At 30.8% G+C, this 20,864-nt stretch carries 19 protein-coding genes and 3 pseudogenes; 10 read left to right on the top strand and 12 right to left on the bottom strand.

What is annotated here, in order from left to right; all coding sequences use genetic code 11:
- Window positions 1-252: 252 nt before the first annotated feature.
- Together B5S50_RS20650 and B5S50_RS20645 are read left to right on the top strand one after the other, a co-directional pair.
- A complete protein-coding gene (locus tag B5S50_RS20650; protein ID WP_065079981.1) occupies window positions 253-645 on the top strand; it encodes a hypothetical protein in 393 nt (130 codons plus the stop codon).
- Between the two features lies 1 nt (window position 646).
- Window positions 647-850 (top strand): helix-turn-helix transcriptional regulator, encoded by a 204-nt coding sequence (locus tag B5S50_RS20645; protein ID WP_013238592.1) that lies wholly within the window; start codon window positions 647-649, stop codon window positions 848-850.
- 51 nt (window positions 851-901) lie between these two features.
- Here the strand turns inward: B5S50_RS20645 and B5S50_RS20640 are convergent.
- The 4 genes and pseudogenes from B5S50_RS20640 to B5S50_RS20625 all read right to left on the bottom strand — a co-directional run bounded on the left by B5S50_RS20640 (window position 902) and on the right by B5S50_RS20625 (window position 4,580).
- Window positions 902-1,850: pseudogene (locus B5S50_RS20640) on the bottom strand (AEC family transporter).
- A gap of 150 nt (window positions 1,851-2,000) precedes the next feature.
- Window positions 2,001-2,672 carry a hypothetical protein gene (locus B5S50_RS20635; protein ID WP_065079983.1) on the bottom strand — a complete coding sequence of 224 codons (672 nt, stop codon included), beginning with the start codon at window positions 2,670-2,672 and terminating at the stop codon, window positions 2,001-2,003.
- 1 nt (window position 2,673) lies between these two features.
- Window positions 2,674-3,246, bottom strand: a complete 573-nt coding sequence (locus B5S50_RS20630) for an NAD(P)H-dependent oxidoreductase (protein ID WP_065079984.1) — start codon at window positions 3,244-3,246, stop codon at window positions 2,674-2,676.
- Between the two features lie 131 nt (window positions 3,247-3,377).
- Window positions 3,378-4,580, bottom strand: a complete 1,203-nt coding sequence (locus B5S50_RS20625; RefSeq protein WP_217302725.1) for an EAL and HDOD domain-containing protein — start codon at window positions 4,578-4,580, stop codon at window positions 3,378-3,380.
- Between the two features lie 199 nt (window positions 4,581-4,779).
- Between B5S50_RS20625 and B5S50_RS20620 the strand changes: the two genes are divergently transcribed.
- Complete coding sequence (locus B5S50_RS20620) at window positions 4,780-5,460, top strand: DUF3298 and DUF4163 domain-containing protein (RefSeq protein ID WP_065079986.1); 681 nt, start codon at window positions 4,780-4,782, stop codon at window positions 5,458-5,460.
- 273 nt (window positions 5,461-5,733) lie between these two features.
- Here B5S50_RS20620 and pepT read toward each other — a convergent pair whose 3' ends face one another.
- The 3 genes and pseudogenes from pepT to B5S50_RS20605 all read right to left on the bottom strand — a co-directional run bounded on the left by pepT (window position 5,734) and on the right by B5S50_RS20605 (window position 9,698).
- Window positions 5,734-6,960 (bottom strand): peptidase T, encoded by a 1,227-nt coding sequence (pepT, locus tag B5S50_RS20615; RefSeq protein WP_065079987.1) that lies wholly within the window; start codon window positions 6,958-6,960, stop codon window positions 5,734-5,736.
- A 42-nt stretch (window positions 6,961-7,002) separates the two neighbouring features.
- Complete coding sequence (locus B5S50_RS20610; protein WP_065079988.1) at window positions 7,003-7,977, bottom strand: D-2-hydroxyacid dehydrogenase; 975 nt, start codon at window positions 7,975-7,977, stop codon at window positions 7,003-7,005.
- 376 nt (window positions 7,978-8,353) lie between these two features.
- Window positions 8,354-9,698, bottom strand: a pseudogene (locus B5S50_RS20605) (transposase).
- Window positions 9,699-9,872: 174 nt separating this feature from the next.
- Here B5S50_RS20605 and B5S50_RS20600 point away from each other — a divergent pair.
- From B5S50_RS20600 to B5S50_RS20575, 6 genes and pseudogenes are all read left to right on the top strand, one after another.
- Window positions 9,873-10,340 carry an OsmC family protein gene (locus B5S50_RS20600; RefSeq protein ID WP_065079989.1) on the top strand — a complete coding sequence of 156 codons (468 nt, stop codon included), beginning with the start codon at window positions 9,873-9,875 and terminating at the stop codon, window positions 10,338-10,340.
- A gap of 409 nt (window positions 10,341-10,749) precedes the next feature.
- Window positions 10,750-11,253 (top strand): LysR family transcriptional regulator, encoded by a 504-nt coding sequence (locus tag B5S50_RS20595; protein WP_217302724.1) that lies wholly within the window; start codon window positions 10,750-10,752, stop codon window positions 11,251-11,253.
- 96 nt (window positions 11,254-11,349) lie between these two features.
- On the top strand, window positions 11,350-12,915 hold the full coding sequence (gene istA / locus B5S50_RS20590; RefSeq protein WP_217302723.1) for an IS21 family transposase: 1,566 nt from the start codon (window positions 11,350-11,352) through the stop codon (window positions 12,913-12,915).
- A 2-nt stretch (window positions 12,916-12,917) separates the two neighbouring features.
- The gene (locus B5S50_RS20585) at window positions 12,918-13,553 is read left to right on the top strand and encodes an ATP-binding protein (protein ID WP_302180675.1); all 636 of its coding nucleotides are present in this window, start codon (window positions 12,918-12,920) and stop codon (window positions 13,551-13,553) included.
- A 70-nt stretch (window positions 13,554-13,623) separates the two neighbouring features.
- Window positions 13,624-15,012, top strand: a complete 1,389-nt coding sequence (locus B5S50_RS20580) for a transposase (RefSeq protein WP_217301860.1) — start codon at window positions 13,624-13,626, stop codon at window positions 15,010-15,012.
- Window position 15,013: 1 nt separating this feature from the next.
- Window positions 15,014-15,175: pseudogene (locus B5S50_RS20575) on the top strand (ATP-binding protein); the annotation flags it as partial.
- Between the two features lie 223 nt (window positions 15,176-15,398).
- Here B5S50_RS20575 and B5S50_RS20570 read toward each other — a convergent pair.
- From B5S50_RS20570 to B5S50_RS20550, 5 genes are all read right to left on the bottom strand, one after another.
- Complete coding sequence (locus B5S50_RS20570; protein WP_065079991.1) at window positions 15,399-15,815, bottom strand: molybdopterin-binding protein; 417 nt, start codon at window positions 15,813-15,815, stop codon at window positions 15,399-15,401.
- A 273-nt stretch (window positions 15,816-16,088) separates the two neighbouring features.
- Window positions 16,089-16,250 carry a DUF1540 domain-containing protein gene (locus B5S50_RS20565; protein ID WP_065079992.1) on the bottom strand — a complete coding sequence of 54 codons (162 nt, stop codon included), beginning with the start codon at window positions 16,248-16,250 and terminating at the stop codon, window positions 16,089-16,091.
- A 144-nt stretch (window positions 16,251-16,394) separates the two neighbouring features.
- The gene (locus tag B5S50_RS20560; protein ID WP_065079993.1) at window positions 16,395-16,784 is read right to left on the bottom strand and encodes an immunity 22 family protein; all 390 of its coding nucleotides are present in this window, start codon (window positions 16,782-16,784) and stop codon (window positions 16,395-16,397) included.
- Between the two features lie 354 nt (window positions 16,785-17,138).
- Entirely contained in the window at window positions 17,139-18,407 is a 1,269-nt protein-coding gene (gene codA, locus B5S50_RS20555) for a cytosine deaminase (RefSeq protein ID WP_065079994.1), read from the bottom strand.
- 19 nt (window positions 18,408-18,426) lie between these two features.
- Window positions 18,427-19,812 carry a cytosine permease gene (locus B5S50_RS20550; RefSeq protein ID WP_065079995.1) on the bottom strand — a complete coding sequence of 462 codons (1,386 nt, stop codon included), beginning with the start codon at window positions 19,810-19,812 and terminating at the stop codon, window positions 18,427-18,429.
- A gap of 204 nt (window positions 19,813-20,016) precedes the next feature.
- Between B5S50_RS20550 and B5S50_RS20545 the strand changes: the two genes are divergently transcribed.
- Window positions 20,017-20,724, top strand: a complete 708-nt coding sequence (locus tag B5S50_RS20545) for a 4Fe-4S double cluster binding domain-containing protein (RefSeq protein ID WP_065079996.1) — start codon at window positions 20,017-20,019, stop codon at window positions 20,722-20,724.
- Window positions 20,725-20,864: the final 140 nt, after the last annotated feature.

The raw sequence follows: 20,864 nt of genomic DNA, 5'->3' as shown, positions 1-20,864 counted from the left end.
TCCAAGCTATACATTGCACATAACTTTGGTAACTAATTGGTAAGCTGGTTCAAGCCTTATGGAATATCCAAGTGGGAGTAAAGAGCAGCTACGTCCCTGGATAACGATTTCTACGCATCAGGTGGAGTCAAAACTCCATCTGATGCGTAGAACTCTGTTTATAAATAATTCACTTTTTACTTGATTTTAAAAATTTCATGTGATATATTTATAACATAAGTTACAAATATATCACATGAAGGAGATTATATTATGAAAGATAAAAAGATTAGTTTAAGAATTTGGATTAGTGCTAAAATAATCCCGGCTTTATTATTTCTCATGTATTATTGGATGAGTGTAAGTCTCACTTTCAAACCCATTCATACACTAATAGAATATTTATTACTAGGACTCACACTTGTATTTTTAGCACTACTCAAAGGAAACTCAGAGATCTTTGATGAATTTGCAAAAGAAACCCTTAATAAAACAGATTCTATTTGTCTAAAACTTTCTTATCTATTTATGGCCGGTATTTTACTTCCATCAGCATTTATAACCCCAAGTGGCGTAATGACAGGCTACTTGATTGCTATAGGTATAGTAGCATTAACTATCCTGCGGGCAATTATTTTCTGTGTAATTGATATGCGGGGTATATAATATGCCAACTCTTAAAACAAAAGTAAAGGAATATAGAGAAAAAATGAATATGAAACAAAGTGAATTAGCAGAATTAATAGGGGTAAGAAGAGAAACCATTGTTCACCTTGAAAATGGTAGATATAATCCATCACTTAAATTGGCAATGGACATCGCAAAAGTATTCAATACTTCTGTGGAAGAATTATTTAAATTTGAAGATTAGGTTATCAATTTGGTGGAGGTTATATCCTCCACCAGTCCACTTAAAAACAAATTATATGATAAATTTAAAGCTCTTTAATACAAAAATCCAGAACGTTAGAGTAAAAGCTGATAATAAAGTAGTGGCTACAACAACGCTTGAAGTCAAAACACCATCATTGTTCATATTCTTTGCCATTATATAACAGCTTACTGTAGTTGGAGAACCAAGCATGATAATTAGAGCAACAAGTTCTTGATCTCTAAATCCAAAATATGCTGCTAATGGCAAAAATACAGCAGCTTGGGCTACCAATTTTATAAAGGAAGCTGCTAAAGTTGGTTTTATTTTTGCAATGGCTTTTGTTCCTTCAAAGCCAGCTCCAATAGTTACAAGTGCCAAAGGAGACGCCATAACTGCAAAATTTTTAAGTGTTTTATCTATTATTTTAGGAAAATGAATATTTAATAGTGACACTATCATTCCTAGCAAAATTCCTATGATAATGGGGTTTTTTATAATATTGATACATGCTTTTCTTATACTATCATTTCCTCCTCTGCTATCTTCACTTTCAAAAGTAAGTACAATAACAGAATATATATTATAAAGTGGAACAGCTCCTATAATCATCATAGGAGCCATCCCCGCATTTCCATAAATATTTTGAACAAAAGCAATTCCTAGTATAGCTTGCACTTCCTCGGAAAGATGCTTGTACAAAAGCCCCTGTCATAGAAGAATTCTTCATAAATTTTTTAGTAAAAAACCAAATTGACCAGAAGCAAATGGACGTAACTACTGCACAAAACAATATGTACTTTCCATCAAAATTTTTAATTATATTAGTTGATCCAATATCAGTTAATAATAATATTGGTAAAGTAACTTTAAAGTTAAATTTATTAGCTACCTCTATGAAATTATCATTTAACATTCCTATTTGTTTTAACGCATATCCTACTACAATAACTAAAAACACAGGTACTGTCGCATTTAAACTGTATATTAAACTCTCCATTTTGTAATTTTCACCTTTCTAAAGCATATAGCTAAATTTAAGTACACATATTACATTATAATAGAACCTGTCTAATATACAAATTTTATTACGAAAAATGAGATATCTCAAAATAGAAAATACTTTCTAAGTGAAATATCTCATTCATTTTTAATATACCTTTTTTAAAAGATCCTCTTTTGTCATATTATTTTCTTTCACCATTTTTACCCATCCGTTATTTCCGTTAAGTATGAATTGTGATCTAGGCACCTTAGGGCTTACGAATACTCCTTTTTCATCATCCTCTCTGCCACTTTCTATACTATCTTTAAGTTTGCAAAGTGCTAGATAGGTGTCTCTTTTTACTTCACTCTCAATTGGTATTATATCTTTTGTACCCTTAATGAATTCGCCTCCGCCTATGCCTATTACAAATTTGAATTCAAATCCTGTCTTTTTCGAAAAGTTATAAATTATATTTACAGCATTTCTGTTTTGAACACCTTCTACAAATCCACAATTGATAATACCGTATAAATCTGGAAGTTTATTTTTATCAATCTCATTTTCTTTTATATAACTTTCAAGTTTCCATAAAAAATCAAGAAAATTAGATGGTATGCTATCAACATAAAGTGGGAAAACAAATATTACGCTATCTGAGTTTACAATTTTCTCAAAACTTTGAGCTATCTTACCTGATTTTAAATCTTTAATTGCATAAACACATTGAGTTTCTATATCATTATCTTTAATTAATTTCTGTATTTCTCCTATGAAATAAGCTGAAGTGCTTCCACTTTCTCTAGGACTTCCATTTACAAAACATACCTTTTTCACTTTACCTAACCTCTCTTCCTTTTAAATAGCTTTCAAAATCACTTATATATTCATCTATATCAACATCGTTTTTGCACACATAAGCTTTTGCTCCACTTTTTTGAAGATTTATTCCATTAGCTGTAACAAGAGAACTAAAAGTTTCTTCTTCTTCACTAGAAACATCTTCACCATATCCTAAAGTAACTAGTTCTGGATACTTGTCATAACGTGGTGAATGATGCATTTCTCCATTTACTTCTTCAAAAAACGGAAGTATATTAGGTATTTGCCTATCCAGTGCTCTTTTTATAACAGGACTGTAACATCCATATTTTATTGGACCTACATATAATACGATGTCACTTTTTATAAAATCCTCACATATATTTCTTCCCAGGTCATCAAATACACAAATGCCCGGCGTTTTAATCCAACAATTAAAGCAACCAATACAATAGTGCAAATCGTCTAAATTTAAATTGTAATCTTTAAATTCAAATTTTTCACTCTTAAGCATTTTCACAGTTTTCTCTCTTATTTTCTTTCCAAACTTGTCCTCATTTTGACTGTCATTTATAACTAATATTTTCATGGGTTCAAATTACCTCCTTAATATGTTACCAGTGTTAACTTATGAATATATATTACATCACTAAGTTTACATTGTCAACATAATTTTAGGAAAGTGAAAGTCTAGTTCTCAACTCTCAACTCTCGATTATGTCATATTATGTTAGCCCAATTCAATGCAAAAATGTATTCCTTTACAACTGTGCTTATATCTATATTTAACTTTTTTGAAAATTCTATAGATTTATCCCATCTAGCCCTTTCATAGGAAATTATTAAATCAAGAACTTCCCTATGTTTATTACCTTTTCCAATTAGGGCTTCCCTTACATCCTTCTCTAAAAATAGTTCATCTAACAGACTTTCCATATTCCTTTCAAGTATTACATCAAGCATAGAAAGCATACCTACTATAAAAAAGTTATACTGCTTTTCCAAATTATCAGGGTATAACCTTGATCCAATTCTTTCACAAAATTTAGCCCTTACAAGAGATGCCCTTACAATTTCACTTGATTTATAAGATCCCATACTTCCTAAAACTATAACATAAAGCCATTTGCGAGATTCTATTTCTCCAAGATAGGTTATTGCTTGATGTGGTGAAACAATTTTACTTTTAAGCCCATACATAGATGAATTTATGAGCTTTAAAAATTTATATATTATAGATAAATCTTTTATTATAAGTGATTTCAATTTTATAATATCTACATTTTTTTTGCTTAATTCAAAAAGTATTTCTACGTATATTAACTTTTCCTTTGGAATATCTTTAGCTGATACTATAGTTGGCTTACTAAAAAAATATCCCTGAAAAAGGTCATATCCTAAATTTTTTGCTTTATTATAGTCTTCTTGTGTTTCAACTTTTTCCGCTAAAAATTTAATATTATTGTTTTTAGTATTATTTAATATGAACTTCTTTTCATATCTTGCCATCTTAAAATCCACTTTAACTATATCTGTCAAATCCAATAATTCTATGTACTTTTTATCAAATATAAAATCATCAAGTGCAAGTGTATAGCCACACTCTTTCAAATATCTGCATGCATGCACTACTCTTGGAGTTGGCTCAACAGTTTCAAGTATTTCAATTACTACATTCTTAGGTAACATTGGAATAATATCATCCGTTATGAGATTTTTAGGGAAATTGATAAACGCCTTTTTACCCCATGTAATTTTATCTACTCCAACGAGAGAAAAAACGTTTGCTATGACATTACAAGTGGCTTTATCTTCATCATTACCATTATAGTAATTTTCAAAACTATCCCTATAAAGTAATTCATAAGCTACAACTCTTTCTTTTTTATTAAATATTGGTTGCCTAGCTATAAATGCATCCAAATTATCACTTCCTTAAAACATACTTAATATATATATATTAGCGTTTATTGGAATTATTTTAGAAGTTATCCTATTATAAACTTATCGTACAAATTTGGGTACTTCTTTATTCTTTATTTTTTAATTAAAAAACTAGAAGAACACTTTTACCCCTTAATAAATAAATTATACTATAAAAACTATTATTGAGAGGGTACAAATGCCACATAATCATAATATTTCAAAAAATATCTGTCCATTTGCTAAATACTTTTTTAGAAATGAGTCAAGTAGTGGAGTTATCTTAAATACAGCAAAGATATCACCTGAAAAATTTAGTATAAGCTATCCATTTATACCAAATCCAAATAAGGATCAAATAATGAATAAGATAAATACTTCTATTATAAATGAAGTAAGTAAACTTTTTACATCTCAAGTCCTATTTCCAGAAGAAATAGATTTTAATGAAATTTTAGGTACTTATGACGTAATGTTAAATAAAAACGGTCTTTTAAGTATACTGTTTAATATGTATACTTATGTAAACAAAGCTGCCCATGGATTTACAGCTTATTCTTCCATAACACTAAATGTTAATACAGGACAAATTTACAACTTCAGCGATTTATTTAACCCTAAAATCTATTACGTAGGTTTTTTAAATGAACTTGCTAATCAATATATTAAGGACAATAACATTACACTGATAAATGAGTACAAAGGTATAACTCCAGATCAAAAGTATTACCTTACTCCTAATTCACTAGTACTTTATTATCAAGTTTATGAATACACACCTTACTACTATGGAATTTTTGAAATTGAATTGCCTTATAGTAAAATAAAAAATCTTTTGAGTCCAACAAGTCCAATAACTATGCTTAGGCATTTGAAATAAAATAACAAGTCAAAGATGCGACGGATATTTTTTATCAGACAAGGAGGCAGGTTCCGCAGATAGTGAATCCTATCTAAGGGTTCTGCCAACGCAGTATGATAAAAAATAGGCTAGCATACTGACTTGCTATTTCTTTGAAAATGCCTTAAAAAACCAGGGCCATGCACCCTGGTTAACTATTTACCCCTATGAAATTTTGAAAATTAAGATATTATTGTAATTCTTTTTTACTTTTCTTTTCATATGATCCATTCATCTTTATTAATTTATTTATTACATTTTCCCGTATAACTGAACTATTTTAAGTATTACTTCTACAGCTTTTTCCATAGAATACACGGGTATGTACTCAAATTTACCGTGAAAATTATGTCCTCCAGTAAATATATTTGGCGTAGGAAGTCCCTTAAAAGATAAGCTAGCTCCATCTGTACCACCTCTTATAGGTTGAACTTTTGGAACCACATCCACCAATTTCATCGCTTCAAAAGCAATATCAACTATATGTTTTACAGGCTCAATTTTTTCCTTCATATTTTTATATTGGTCTTTTATTTCAATTTTAACTATACTTTTGCCATATTTCTTGTTTAAGCTTTCTACAGCACCAGTTATAAATTTTTTTCTTTTTTCAAAATTTTTCTCATCAAAGTCTCTTATTATATATTCAAGCTTTGTTTGCTCTACTCCACCGTTAAGTGCAACTATATGATAAAAGCCTTCATAACCTTCTGTAGTTGATGGAGTTTCATTCTGTGGAAGCATACTCATAAATTCTCCAGCAATAAGCATTGAATTTATCATTATCCCTTTTGCACTTCCCGGATGAACATTTCTTCCATTAATAATTACTTCTGCACTTGCAGCATTAAAATTTTCGTATTCCAATTCTCCAAGAGATCCTCCATCTACAGTATAAGCTGCATTTGCATTGAATTTTTCAACATCAAAATGATCTGGTCCTCTTCCAATTTCTTCATCTGGTGTAAATGCAACTTTAACGCTTCCATGCTTAATTTCTGGATTTTCTATTAAAGTTTCTAAAGCAGTAATAATCTCAGCAATTCCTGCTTTGTCATCAGCACCTAAAAGAGTAGTTCCATCTGTAGTAATAAGTGTTTTGCCAACATAGTCTTTTAATTCTGGAAAATCCTCTGGAGAAAGGACAATATTTTTTTTCTCATTTAAAACTATATCCTTACCATCGTAGTTTTCGATAAATTTAGGATTTACATTCATTCCTGAAACTTCTGGGCTTGTATCCATATGTGCAATAAATCCTATAGTAGGAACTTCTTTATTAAGATTAGACGGTAACGATGCCATTACATATCCATTTTCATCTATTGAAACCTCTCTCATTCCTATTTTTTTTAACTCTTTTTCCAATTCTTTTGCTAGCACCATCTGTCCTGAAGTAGTAGGAACCGTATTCATTTCTTCGTCTGATCTAGTATCAAATTTTATATATTTAGTAAATTTTTCTACAACCTTAGACATGTTCATCCTCCTTAAAATAATATTATTGTAAATGCAATCCACCTAAAGTATGATTACATTAATAGGATTTCCTTCTAAAAACTTTTTTAAGTTTTCCACAGCAATATTTAGAAGTCTCTCTCTTGTTTCCTTTGCTGCCCAGGAAATATGTGGAGTAATTATGCAATTTTCTGCTTTTAAAAGAGGACTTTCTTTTTCTATAGGCTCTCTAGAAGTTACATCCAGTGCAGCACCATATACTTTTCCATTATTTAATGCATGAGCTAAATCTTCTTCTACAATTAAAGAACCTCTAGCATTATTTACTATTATCACTCCATCTTTCATACGTTCTATAGATTTACTATTAATTATACCCTTAGTTTCTTCAGTTAATGGACAGTGGAGGAAAATCACATCTGATTTTTCAAATACATCATTTAGCTCTGCATATTTTACATTTTCACTCTCAAGTACCTTATTTTTATGTCTATTATATGCAAGCACTTTCATTCCCATAGCCTGAACTATCTTACTAGTTGCTTGCCCTATTTTTCCATATCCTATTATCCCTGCTGTTTTACTGCCTAATTCCATAAGTGACTTTTTCCAGAAACACCATTCTCCAATTTCATTCCACTGTCTCTCCTTTACAGCCTTATTGTGAATCGATACATGATTTGTGAGTTCAAGCAAAAGTGATACTGCCATTTGTGCTACAGCATCTGTGCTGTAATTTGGAATATTTGTCACTACAACACCAAATTTTTTTGAGGCCTTTATATCTACAATGTTATATCCTGTTGCAAGTACTCCAAGATATTTTAATTTAGGACAATTTTTAAATACATTTTCAGATATTGGAGTTTTATTTGTAAATACTATTTCTGCATCCTTAATCCTCTCAATTATAAGATCATCATTGCTATTATCAAATACAGTTTTGTCATAGACAGTTAAATCTCCAAGCTCCTCTAAAGATGACCAGCTTAAATCACCTGGGTTTAGTACATATCCATCTAATATTACAATTTTCAAATATACCACTTCCTCTATGTAAATTATACTTTTTAGTATAATACTTCTTCAAATTAGAATCACCATAATAATTTAATTTTATTTTGAAATACTATTAGGTAATTGCGAAACTCGCTAATAAAAATGAATAAAAGATGTTTAGAAGTTGCAAAAGTATTGTTAGAAGTTTAAAGACAAATTTTTATGATTTGAAATAGCCATATTGATAAAAAAGGGCGCACGAAATAAAGCAAAGTTGGGTTTCTATTTTTTACAAATAAAATTTATGCAATTAATGGTTTTAGGCTTCTAATATATTCATTTTTATGTATTTTATTTGCTACAATAACTGTTATTAGCTGAGTTATACCGGCTAGAAGTAAGTCAGAATGAAGCGTTAGCTCATTTTGTGTCTTACGATCCGCAACGCAATAACTGCCTTTGAAATGGTTGATGTTTTTCTCGACAGCAGTCCTGATTTTATAAGTGTTTTCCCATTGGAGAGTTCCACGAGTAGTTCCAGGATATGCACGAAGATTCTTTTCAGGATAAATGTAAAACATTCTGCCGCAAGAAGATTTTGTACATGGATTTTCACATAGAGTTACACGTTTGCTCTTTTTAGTTTTTTTATTGTATACCCATTTCATTTTGGGACATACGAATTTCATTGATGGAATTCCAGAACGTAAGTGTGTTTTACTGCCTTCTCGTTTCATTGGAAGCGAATGGTCATAAGGACAGCATGGAATACCATTTTCATTTAAAGGGCAGTCGAATTCTTTTGATGCAAGTTTAGTTTTTAATGGAATGAATGCCTTTTCAAATTTCAAATCATGCAAAAGGTATCGATAAATCAGAATGCTGTCAAAAGCAGCATCACCTAAAAAGATTTTTGGATTTATCAAAGGATGTTTTGCAAAGAAATCCATAAGAACAGGTATAAGAGCTTTAGAATCAGCAAGAGATTTATCTTCATCCGGTGAATCAGATTTTTTCTCAATAACAATATCAGGATGTGCTTTTAGAAAATCCTGATTGTAAAATGAAATATCTCTTACAATACCAAGTCCGTTGGTTACAATGCCAAATTTAAAAGCATAGCAAAAATGACCGTTAATGTACATTTGTTGAATGGCCGGATTAGCTGAAGCGTGTGGAGGCATAGAACCATAGGCAGCTTTATAAGGATCATAAGAATCATCTAAAGCATGTACTTTCTTAAAAGTCTTAAGCTGTTTTATGATGCGGTTAGCATACTTAGGGTTGTTTTCAGTAACAAAAGCTTCGATACCAGAAGTATCAAAAATAGTCATAGAAGCAAGTTTGGGGTCAATTTGCTGGCATATTGGTTCAGTAATATCAACGAGATTATCAAATATCAATTGTAAGTCCAGAATAAAATCCTGTTTAAAACGTGTGAATTTAGAAGCATCAGGGACTTTAAGGAAACCGCAGAAATCCCTTAACTCTTGAGAATATTTAAGAAAAATAATCAAAAGGGAATCCGTAGGAATAGAAAAAATGTGCTGCAAAATCAAAGCACGGAGCATGGCGTAAAGACTGTATTTACGGGGCCTTCCAGTAGAAGCATAAAAATGATTTATGAAGGAAGCAGGGATTAAATCATCAAGGTTAATAGTATTTTCAAGTAAAGAAAGAAACTGAGGCTTGTTATTTTCAAATTTTTCTTTGCAATCAGAAAAAATATCTGCCAAAGAAAGCTGTTTATATGGTATCATAAATATATAACTCCTTTCTGAGGTATATGGTGATTTTGTTTCTTTGCAATTCAATTTTACCATAAATCAGTGAGGAGTTATTTTGTTTTGTAACAAAAAATACACCGCATTTATACGGGTTGTAGCGTTTCGCAAACGCCTATTGAAATACTATATTTGAAGGGAGTGATTTTAATGCCACTTACAACTGTAAAAGCTGTAGTTGAAAAAAAAGATGGAATAGCAGTAGAAGCACATTCTGGTGGATTTAAAGTATTGCTAGATAAGACTAAACAATCAGGTGGCACCAATAAAGGTATGAACCCTGCCCAACTTTTACTATGCACTTTGGGAGGATGTCAGGCAATGTCTATAGCATCCTACGCGGATAAATATGGAGTAAATATAAAATACTTATCAATAGAACTTGAAGGTGATATGGATTTAAATACCTCTCCAGGTCCTTCTACCTCAAGATCTGGATATCAGGATATAAGATTTAACGTTAATATAAGAACTGATTCCCCAGAAAATAAAGTAAGAGAACTTGTTGAATTTGTTGAAAAAACATGCCCTATGGGAGACAGTATAAGAAATAGCGTACCAATAGAACCAGCTAAAATTTCAATAGAAAAACAAATGCACTATATGGGCAGTTTATAGTTTATAAGCTTAACAACTCAACTTTGGCAGTTTAAAAATATTGCGAAGCAAAGCTTCGCAAGTTAAGAATTAATAATGAAAAATTAATAGTAAAGGATGATTTTTAGCTATCGCAAAAAATCTTTAAATTTATATAAGCCAGTGCTTAATAATGTTTTGCTTTAGCAAAGCAAGCCTTCAAAAATTTAATTAAAGATTTTTTGTAGTGTAACGAAAAAAATCCACATTAACTATTAATTCTTCATTATTAACTATTAATTAAAAATATTGCTTCGCAATATTTTTATATTCTTCCTATTATTGATACATCATTAGTATCGGAAATGCTGTTTATATATTTTTATGTTAATATAAATATATAAAAGGATACTACTATACAAATATCTATATAAAAATAGGAGTAATTAGCATGACGATACGCCATTTAAAAATATTTATAACTGTATGTGAGGAAGGAAATATGACTTCTGCTGCAAATAAATTATTTATGACACAACCTTCCATAAGCCAAGCCATTAAAGAACTTGAAAATTATTATGAAGTTACCCTTTTTGAACGTTTATCTCGCAAATTATATATTACTTCATCCGGAAAAAAATTATATCAATATGCTAAGCATATCATCAAGCTTTTTGATGAAGCAGGCAATGACCTTAGGCAAAATTCTCTTCAAAAAAAACTTATAATAGGAGCGAACTATACAGTTGGTGTTGTTTTAATACATAAATATATAAAAAAGTTTAATAAGTTATATCCAAATTCAGAAATCATGGTAAATGTAAATAAGTCCTCTATTCTCACAGAAATGCTTAGAAAAAATGAACTAGATCTTGCCCTTATTGAAGAATTTAAAAATAAATCTGATTTTGTAGAAGACTTTTTTTATAATGATCGTATTGTGTGTTTATGCTAATCTAATATTAGGTCAAGTGCTCATTGAAAACTAGGTCACTTCACAAAGAAATTATGATATCCTATTAGCAATATGCTAATAGGAGGATAGTGGGAAGTGATTGAATTGTTACAGAAACAGAAAATTATTTTAAAACACATTGAGGGAATGAGCAATAGAGCCATTGCAAGGGAGTTACATATTAGCAAGGATACCGTCAATAAGTACATTAAAGAATACCAGAATCAAAAGTCAGAATTACTACAAACTAATCCAGAAATGGACCCTTCAGAGCTTATTCAAGCAATTGTAGAGAAACCTAAATATAATTCTGATGGACGCAGGCCTACTAAAGTAACACCTGAAATGATGGAGGAAATTGAAGCTCTTTTAGAACTCAACCGTAAAAAACGTGCAGAAGGAAGACAAAAACAAACTCTCAAGAAACTTGATATACATGAAGAATTGTTAAAAAAAGGTTTTAATATAAGTTATGCCACTGTAAAACGTCTTGTAAAAGAGATATGTGAAAGACACAAAGAAGCCTTTATTCGCCAGGAATATGATTATGGTGATGTGTGTGAATTTGACTGGGGAGAAGTTAAACTTAATATAGGAGAAGAAGGCTTTAAAAAATATCAGATGGCAGTATTTACTGCTGCTAAAAGCAACTATCGCTTTGCAATGTTGTTTAAATCACAGGATACTCCAGCATTTCAACAGGCACATGCTGATTTTTTTGAACACTGTCAGGGTTCGTTTAGAAGTATGGTGTATGACAATATGAAAGTTGCAGTTAGAAAGTTTGTCGGGCCCTATGAAAAAGAACCAACAAAAGCTCTTATGGGACTCTCTATATATTATGGATTCAATTTTCGATTTTGCAACATTGCTGCTGGAAATGAAAAAGGTCACGTAGAGAGAAGCGTTGAATTTGTAAGAAGAAAGGCATTTAAAATTAAGGAATGTTTTGACTCTATTTCAGATGCTAACAAGCATCTATTAGAATGCTGTATGCAGATAAATAGTAAACCTATTTCTAATGATACAGTTCCATTAGAAGTATTTCATCAGGAAAAAGTGCATTTAAACCCACACTTGCCTATATTTGAAAGTTGTATTGCCCTGGAATATAGAGTAGACAAATATTCAACTATTATAATAAGTCAAAATCATTATTCAGTACCTGATTTCCTGGTTGGGAAAATGCTGCTAGTTAAAGTATATACAGATAAAATTGTTATTTATCATGAAAATAACATTGTTGCAGTTCATAAAAGAAACTATCTTAATCACAGCTGGAATATTCAGCTTAAACATTATCTTAAAACTCTATATAAAAAACCAGGTGCCCTACATAAAAGCACAGCACTGCTTCAAGAGGACACCAAAATACAAAACATATTCAATAAATATTATAGCAAAGATGCAAAAACATTTCTAGAAGTTTTAGAGATTATCTATGAAAGAGGTGTTGATGATGTTGCCGGTGCCTTAATAAAATTAGAAAGAATATCGCCACTGGATATGAGTAGAGATAAAGTGATTGCTATTTGTGATTATGCTTCACAAACTAAATGCAGTACTAGGAAAAACTATACAGATACCCTGTCGGAAAAGTCAAGGACAAGCCTTTCTTTGTACAATAAACTTGCTAATCTACAATTTGAAAGGACGGTGTAGGTATGAAAATAAAATTCAATGAAGAGATTAAAGAATTCTGCAATATACTCAAACTCAGAGGAATACATGACCACTTTGAGGAAGTTATTGAGGAATCTAGAGATTATGAAGAATTTTTGCACAAACTACTGCTGCTTGAGATTGATGAAAAAGATAAACGCGGAGTTGAGTGCCGGATACGTAATGCAAAGTTTCCATATAGAAAATATCTTGATGATATTGACATAAGATATCTGCCTGAAGGTATGCAGAAAAAGCTTCCTGAACTCAGTACTCTGGCATTTATAGAAAAAGGTCAGAATGTAATTTTAGTAGGTAATCCAGGTACAGGTAAAACGCATGTAAGTATAGGACTAGGTATAAAAGCTTGTATGGAAGGATACAAAGTGTTGTTTACCACTATTCCATTGCTAATAACTAAACTTAAGGAATGTAACAGCCAGAAAACATTAACTTATTTTGAACGTAGATTTGAAAAGTATGACTTAGTGATAGCAGATGAACTTGGGTATATTTCTTTTGATAAAGAAGGTGCTGAGCTGCTCTTTACAAATCTTTCTTTAAGGGCATCAAGAAAATCAATAACTCAACTTTCGCACATAAAAATTAAGGGGAAAGCCTTGAGAATAAACACATAAAGCAAAGAAACATTCCTTTTGGTATAATAGAATTGCAAAAAACACCACACCAAGGAAAGGAATGTTTCTTATGAATACTATTATATCAAATGATACTAATGATAAACAATTTAATTTTACTATAAATAGATTTTTTAAAGACAACAAAATTGGACATATACTTAAGCAATGCAATTTTTCTAAAGAAAAAGGATTTCCATGTATTAAAATATTTCAATATATTTTTATGCTTGTTTTTACTGGAAAAAACTTATTTAGGAACTTGGAGTCTGGAAAAAATAATCAATTTTCAAAGGATACTGTATATAGATTTCTTAATTCACCAAACTTTAATTGGAGAAAGTTTTTGTTTTTACTTTCTTCATTAATCATAAAAAATATTATCGTACCACTTACTTCAAAAGATAGAGTTAATGTACTTGTAATTGATGATTCTTTATACAGTAGGTGCAGGAGCAAATCTGTTGAACTTCTTGCAAGAGTTCATGACCATGTTGAACATAAATATGTTAAAGGCTTTCGCCTTCTCACCCTTGGTTGGTCAGATGGCAATACTTTTTTACCTCTTGCTTTCACTCTGCTTTCTTCCGAAAAGGAGAAAAACAGACTTTGTCCTGAAAACCACAATATTGATAAAAGAACCAATGGTTCTAAGCTCCGTAAGGAGGCTGTTTTAAAGTCACCTGAGGTTATGATTAGTTTACTTCAACAAGTTTCAAAATATGCTATTCCTGCATCGTACGTTCTTTTTGACAGTTGGTTTACGTACCCAAAAACTCTTATACGGATTCTAGAACTCAAACTTAATACTATTGCCATGGTCAAAGCAATGCCAAGGGTTTACTACAATTATAACGGTAAGTTATTGAACCTTAAAAATCTCTATGCTAATTTAAGAAAAAAGCGTGGTAAGGCAAAAATTCTTTCTTCTGTTATTGTAGGTATTGGCTCTGACAAAAATGGTAATGAGGTAAAAGCAAAAATTGTATTTGTAAGAGATAGAAACAGAAGTAGAAAATGGCTTGCTTTAATTTCTACCAATATATCCTTAGATGACAATGAGATAATAAGAATTTACGGAAAACGCTGGGATATAGAGGTTTTCTTTAAAATGAACAAGTCTTTTCTAAAACTTGCTAAAGAGTTTCAGGGGCGTTCTTATGATTCCATGGTTTCACATACTTCTATAGTTTTTACCAGATACATTATGCTTACTTTAGAAAGCCGTAAGAATAATGATGTTAGAACTATTGGTGGATTTTTTTATCAGTGCTGTGATGAACTTCAAGATATCCAATTTTGTGAAGTAATGAATCTTATTGTAGATATTTTAAAAAATGTATTAACTGAAAAACTTCTTCTTTCAAAGGACGTTATTGACTCAATAATAGATAGTTTTATTGCTGCTTTACCTTGTTACATCAAGGAGAAATTAGTCTTTTTGTCCTGCGAAAGTTGAGTCAATAATAATAACCACCAATTTATCCTTTGACCGGTGGGAAGAAATATTTGGTGACCCAGTTATAACAAGTGCTATGGTAGACAGGCTTACACACAAAGCACATATCATAGACATGACAGGTGACTCCTATAGACTTCGTGAGTCTCTTAGCCAATGCTAAAATTTAGCACCTATGAAAATTCATAGGTGTAACATCTTATAATTAGTGACCTAAAATTCAATGAGCAGATGACCTAAATTTCACTTGACATATACATATGCCATGAACCATAAAATATCATGTCCTTAAGAATTTCTAACACACATTTGTATCTTTGAAATTCCTAAGGACTTTTACTTACTTTTGGAACAATCTTATGTAGCTTGCAAAAATTTTATATAATTTATACAGCCATCATAACAGACGTAGCTTTAATAACAGCTTTTGCTTTAACTCCAGGTGCAAGTCCAAGATCTTTCACTGCAGCCATTGAAATGGTAGAAGTAATTGTGTTTCCATCATCAGTCTTTAAAGTAACAGATGCGTTTACTACACCTTCCTTAATAGATTCAATTTTCCCTGCTATTTGATTTCTTGCACTGAGTTTCATATCTCCTATGCCAATCATTACTTCTGTAGCCTTAATTACAGCAGTTGCTTCTTTTCCTGGAGCAAGTCCAAGATCCTTTACAGCTGACATTGAAATAGTAGAAGTAATAGCAGCACCTCCATCTGTTTTTAAAGTAACAATTGCATTTACTGCACCTTCCTTAACAGATTCAATTTTCCCTGTTATTTGATTTCTTGCACTAATAATCATTTTTTACCCCCATCTTGCCGCCATAAGCGACATAAAATATTAATATTTACTATGTTTCCATAATATCACATAGCCTACCATAAGTATAATTGTATAATATTATATTTATCATAGCTAAATGCCTATATATAATTTAATATTTAATCTTTTCTTTAATTATCACTTAACGGATATAACTGACTATACAGCATTCTTTATCTCTTCACATTAATAGATAAAACTCTAAAAAAATAACTCCGGTTTAAACCTAAACCGGAGTTATTTCTAAAATTCTCACTTAGACGGTTTGAATGTTGTACAGCAAGTATCATCACTAGTGTCGGGGTCTTTACCTTGCATTGGGTTAACTTCCAAAGACTTAGCATTACAGCAGTCATTTTTCCAATAGTGACAACAATCAACGCCACATTTAACTTCCATTTTTGGTGCATCCATAATTAAATCCCCCTTTCAATATATATATTATATATTTAAGTTATATATGTAGTATGACCTAAAACATAAATACTATCCAAGCAATCCATTAAATAAATCAAGTAATTGTGGAAATTTTTTCTTATGAATAACATCTTTATATTTCTATGTTCTATATTTAAAACTTCCAATAAATTTTACATATACACTGTTGTCATGATCTTCTATTACAGAACCATCATAATTAAAGTTATATAATAATATAATTGAGTTATACTTCCTATCCAGTTTATCTGAAAACTTTTTGCTATAATCTGAAATAATATTTTGTGAAAAAGATTGATCTTTCATTATATCAGAAAACAAATCCGAATCTCTTTCAATAAAGTTTATTTCCTTTAGTTCCTCATCAAAACACTCAACGTTAAAATTTTTTTCAAACTTAGAATTTAAATAGTCACCAAAATTAGAATAATTTACTTGAAGATAATGCTGTAAATCTTTAATATCTTCACATTTTGCCATCCATATAGATACTATTCCTTCATACTCCATTAAGACTTCTCCTTTACATTTCTAAATATACCTTTATTTTATCATAGGAATAAAGGAAAATAACTTTATAAATCCATAAGAGTTTCTAACTTAAAAATAAACTTATACGCAGAAATATTTTTACAATAAGCAAGCACATTTAAATATTTTGAATATAAGTGTTAGTGGAAAATTTATAAAAAAACTTAGGACTTTTTAATTGTTTAAGGCACGAGTTTTCAAAAGTCCTTAGGTTTTTATAAATTTTCTGCTTAGACTTATCAAAATATTTAACGAGCTTTTAGTTGTAAAAATATCCGGAGTATGAGTTTATTTTTATTTCTGAAATACTATATCTCTCATAAAAAACTAATACTATTTATTTATATCAAAGGTAATTCTCTCTTCCCCATCCATATAAATATCTGTCTTTTTAGGTTCAGTTTTTGAGAGTATTTTTCCCTTTCTTATGGAATACAGCACCTCTGATTGTTTTCTTATAACATCATATTCATCTTTTCCATTTAATATAATGAGATTAGCAGTATTTCCTTTCTTTATTCCATAATCATCTTCAATATGCATTGTCTTTGCACTATTTTTTGTTATGAGATCAATAGAATTTACAATCTGATCATAGCCCATGAGCTGACATACGTGTATACCCATTTGAAGTACCTGAAGCATATTACCTGTTCCCATTGGATACCATGGATCACATATGTCGTCGTGTCCAAAACATACATTAATGTCTGCATCTATCATCTCTTTAACTCTTGTAATGCCCCTTCTCTTAGGATAAGTATCAAACCTTCCCTGAAGATGGGTGTTTACTATAGGATTAGATATGAAGTTTATATTTGACATCTTTAAAAGCCTAAAGAGTTTATAGGCATATGCATTATTATAAGAATGCATAGCAGTAGTATGACTTGCCGTAACCTTTTCTCCTATTCCGTACTTATATGCCTCTGCTGCAACTACTTCCACAAATCTAGACTGCTCATCATCAATTTCATCACAATGGACATCAACCAGTTTATCATACTTTACTGCAAGTTCTATTGCCTTTTTTACAGAATCAACTCCATATTCCCTTGTAAATTCAAAATGTGGAATAGCCCCTACTACATCTGCACCAAGCTTCAATGCTTCCTCCAAAAGTTTTAATCCGCAGGGAAAAGAATTTATACCCTCCTGTGGGAAAGCAACTATCTGTATATCTACAAATTCTTTCATTGCTTCTCTTACTTTAATTAAAGCTTTTAATGCTGTAAGATCTGGATCTGTAACATCTACATGCGTTCTTACATATTGTATTCCATTTGCTATCTGCCATTTAAGTGCAGTTATAGCCCTTTTTATAACATCTTCTTCTGTAAGCATTTTTTTTCTAAGTGCCCAGGTTTCTATACCTTCAAAAAGAGTTCCACTTATATTCCATTTTGGCTCTCCTGCAGTGAGAGTCGTATCAAGGTGAACATGGGGTTCAACAAAAGGTGGAAGTGCTAAATTTCCATTCCCCTCAATTATGTTTTTATCTTCTTTTGCTATATTTTTAGAAATCTCCTTTATAACTCCATCTTCAATTAAAATATCATATATTCCATCTTTATTTCTAAGTCTTACATTTTTTATTAACATGTTGCGCTTCCTTCCTATATTATTTGTTCTTTAAAAATATTTTACTACTTATAAAATACAAAATTGCCGAAATTATAATTATAGGATAAATGGCTCCTATGGTTTTGGTAAACATAGGTAAATTCTTCATAAATAAAAATATAATGACAGAAATTATCCATACACTAATAGTAACAAGGTTAAATCCAGATTTATACCAATACTTACCTTTTTCATCATCAAATTGTTCTGCAGCATACTGTTTTTTTCTAACCAAATAGTAATCTGTTATCATAATTCCAAAAATAGGTCCAAATACCATGCCTATATAATCAAGGAACATTTCAAAGGAGTCCAAAAAACTAGAAGCATAAATTGGAACAATAGTTAACAGAGCTGCAAGTATTGTAACTGCAAAAAGAGCTGTTTGGGATTTTATTTTTTTATTTAAATTTGTAACAGAAATTCCTGCTCCCATAAGATTTATTGCATTTGCTGTAGTACTCGTCAATATAATAACTAAAAGTGCTATAACTCCAAGGCCAAGCTTGCTTACTATAGTGCTTGGATCAGAATTGTTAGGATCATATACTCCTGTTGTAACTGCTGTACCAATTGCTCCAATTATGCCCACAAAGGCAAACCAAAATAATCCAACATTTGCCCCAATTATAGGAGCTACTGTAGATGCTTTTTTACTCTTACTATATCTTGTAAAATCTGCAATAGCAGGAACCCATCCTAAACTAAAAGCAGCCATAGCATCAAAAGCAGAACCAATGTCCATAACTTTTCCAGAAGGAGGTCTCCAAGCTATAATTTTACTTAAAGGAACCTGTTTTAAAACAACTGCTGTTTCCCATACTCCTAAAATTAATATAAATATAACTCCTATTTTTTCTACCATTTTTACAGACTTATGTCCTGTAGCAATGGATATAAGATGAAGTATGCTCATTACAGCAATTCCTATAAGCATCGTCTTTTCACTTCCGTTTGAACCATAAGCAGGAAGCCCAAATATATCTTTTAATATAAAGCTTATAGAAATTGCAGCTATAAAAGTATTTACAGCCGTCCATCCTATAAATTGAGTTATGTTGAGAACAGATGGTAGAAAGCTTCCTCTAACACCAAAAGATGGTCTTGTGAGCGCCATAGTAGATGTTCCAACTTTGTAGCCTATAAAGCCTATTAAAGCCATTATTATATAGGCAATTGGATTTGAAACTAAAGTTACCAGCACAGCTCCACCAAAAGTAGCCCCTGCTACAACTCCTCCAACATACCAGGTTCCGTTGTTTGCATTGGCACCAATCCAGGTTGTGAGCATGTCCAAAAAACTTATTGTTCTTTCACTCTGTGGTACAGTTTCAAGGGCAGCATATTCCTTATGTACTTTTTCATTTGTTTCCTTGTTATCCATCAATTACCTCCTAAATTAATAATTTTTTCTTCATATTATACCACGCTTTTCTAAAAAATGCATATATTTTTTGATAATTTAGCAAAATAGTTTTGCAATTATAAATTTAATTTTATGAATTTTACATTCTACCATAAAAATTATGATACTATTAGAAGATAAATAAAAGGCTAAAAATACCATATTATAAAGGAGGACATACTTATGTTGGAATATAATATACAAAAAATATTGAATAACTTTATGATAGATTATTATGGAGTTGCAGATATAAGTAAATATGAAAATGAACTTGTAAAATATGGGGGATCTCTTGTAAAAGGTTATCCAAGAGCTATTTCATTAGGTATTGTGTTTCCATCTAGTATTGTAGATCATTTAAACGATGACTCCAACAATATTGCTAAATTGGAATATGAAAATTGTTATAAAACTATAAATGCTAGGTTAGATAATATAGCCTCTATAATAAGTTCTTATATAATAAGAAAGGGTTATAGAGCTTTGCCTATATCTGCAGCAGAAAGAGTAAATAATGATTATATAAATGCAGCCTTTTCACATAAACTTGCAGCAAGACTAGCAGGGCTTGGCTGGATAGGCAAAAGCTGCTTACTGATTACTCCAAAACATGGACCGAGAGTAAGATGGGTAAGTATATTAACTGATTTACCATTAAACCCTACAGGTAAAGAAATGGAACAAAAATGCGGTGAATGTATGGCCTGTGTGAAAATATGTCCGCAGAAAGCATTATATGGTAAAAATTATGTAGAAGGTGAAGATCGTGAAAAAAGATTTGATGTAAAAAAATGCGACAGCCATTTTAATGAAATGGAGCATAATAAACAAGTACCTGTCTGCGGCATGTGTGTGTATATATGCCCTTATGGCAGACAAAGTGATAAATAACTCAACTTTCGCACATATAAAGTTTTAATTAATAGTTAAGAATTAATAGTTAATATGGATTTTTTTCCGTTACACTACAAAAAATCTTTGATTAAAATTTTGATAGTAATAAAATACTTGTCTTAAGTAAAGACTATAAA

Origin of the sequence: Clostridium sp. 001 (assembly GCF_019056555.1) — a bacterium.
Classification (GTDB): domain Bacteria; phylum Bacillota; class Clostridia; order Clostridiales; family Clostridiaceae; genus Clostridium_B; species Clostridium_B ragsdalei.
This window is presented reverse-complemented; position numbering and strand designations above follow the sequence as displayed.

Coding starts and splice junctions, on each gene's coding strand:
- B5S50_RS20650 (WP_065079981.1), top strand. CDS start 253: ATGAAAGATAAAAAGATTAGTTTAAGAATTTGGATTAGTGCTAAAATA.
- B5S50_RS20645 (WP_013238592.1), top strand. CDS start 647: ATGCCAACTCTTAAAACAAAAGTAAAGGAATATAGAGAAAAAATGAAT.
- B5S50_RS20630 (WP_065079984.1), bottom strand. CDS start 3,246: ATGAAAATATTAGTTATAAATGACAGTCAAAATGAGGACAAGTTTGGA.
- B5S50_RS20620 (WP_065079986.1), top strand. CDS start 4,780: ATGCCACATAATCATAATATTTCAAAAAATATCTGTCCATTTGCTAAA.
- pepT (WP_065079987.1), bottom strand. CDS start 6,960: ATGTCTAAGGTTGTAGAAAAATTTACTAAATATATAAAATTTGATACT.
- B5S50_RS20600 (WP_065079989.1), top strand. CDS start 9,873: ATGCCACTTACAACTGTAAAAGCTGTAGTTGAAAAAAAAGATGGAATA.
- B5S50_RS20595 (WP_217302724.1), top strand. CDS start 10,750: ATGACGATACGCCATTTAAAAATATTTATAACTGTATGTGAGGAAGGA.
- B5S50_RS20585 (WP_302180675.1), top strand. CDS start 12,918: ATGAAAATAAAATTCAATGAAGAGATTAAAGAATTCTGCAATATACTC.
- B5S50_RS20580 (WP_217301860.1), top strand. CDS start 13,624: ATGAATACTATTATATCAAATGATACTAATGATAAACAATTTAATTTT.
- B5S50_RS20570 (WP_065079991.1), bottom strand. CDS start 15,815: ATGATTATTAGTGCAAGAAATCAAATAACAGGGAAAATTGAATCTGTT.
- B5S50_RS20565 (WP_065079992.1), bottom strand. CDS start 16,250: ATGGATGCACCAAAAATGGAAGTTAAATGTGGCGTTGATTGTTGTCAC.
- B5S50_RS20560 (WP_065079993.1), bottom strand. CDS start 16,784: ATGGAGTATGAAGGAATAGTATCTATATGGATGGCAAAATGTGAAGAT.
- codA (WP_065079994.1), bottom strand. CDS start 18,407: ATGTTAATAAAAAATGTAAGACTTAGAAATAAAGATGGAATATATGAT.
- B5S50_RS20550 (WP_065079995.1), bottom strand. CDS start 19,812: ATGGATAACAAGGAAACAAATGAAAAAGTACATAAGGAATATGCTGCC.
- B5S50_RS20545 (WP_065079996.1), top strand. CDS start 20,017: ATGTTGGAATATAATATACAAAAAATATTGAATAACTTTATGATAGAT.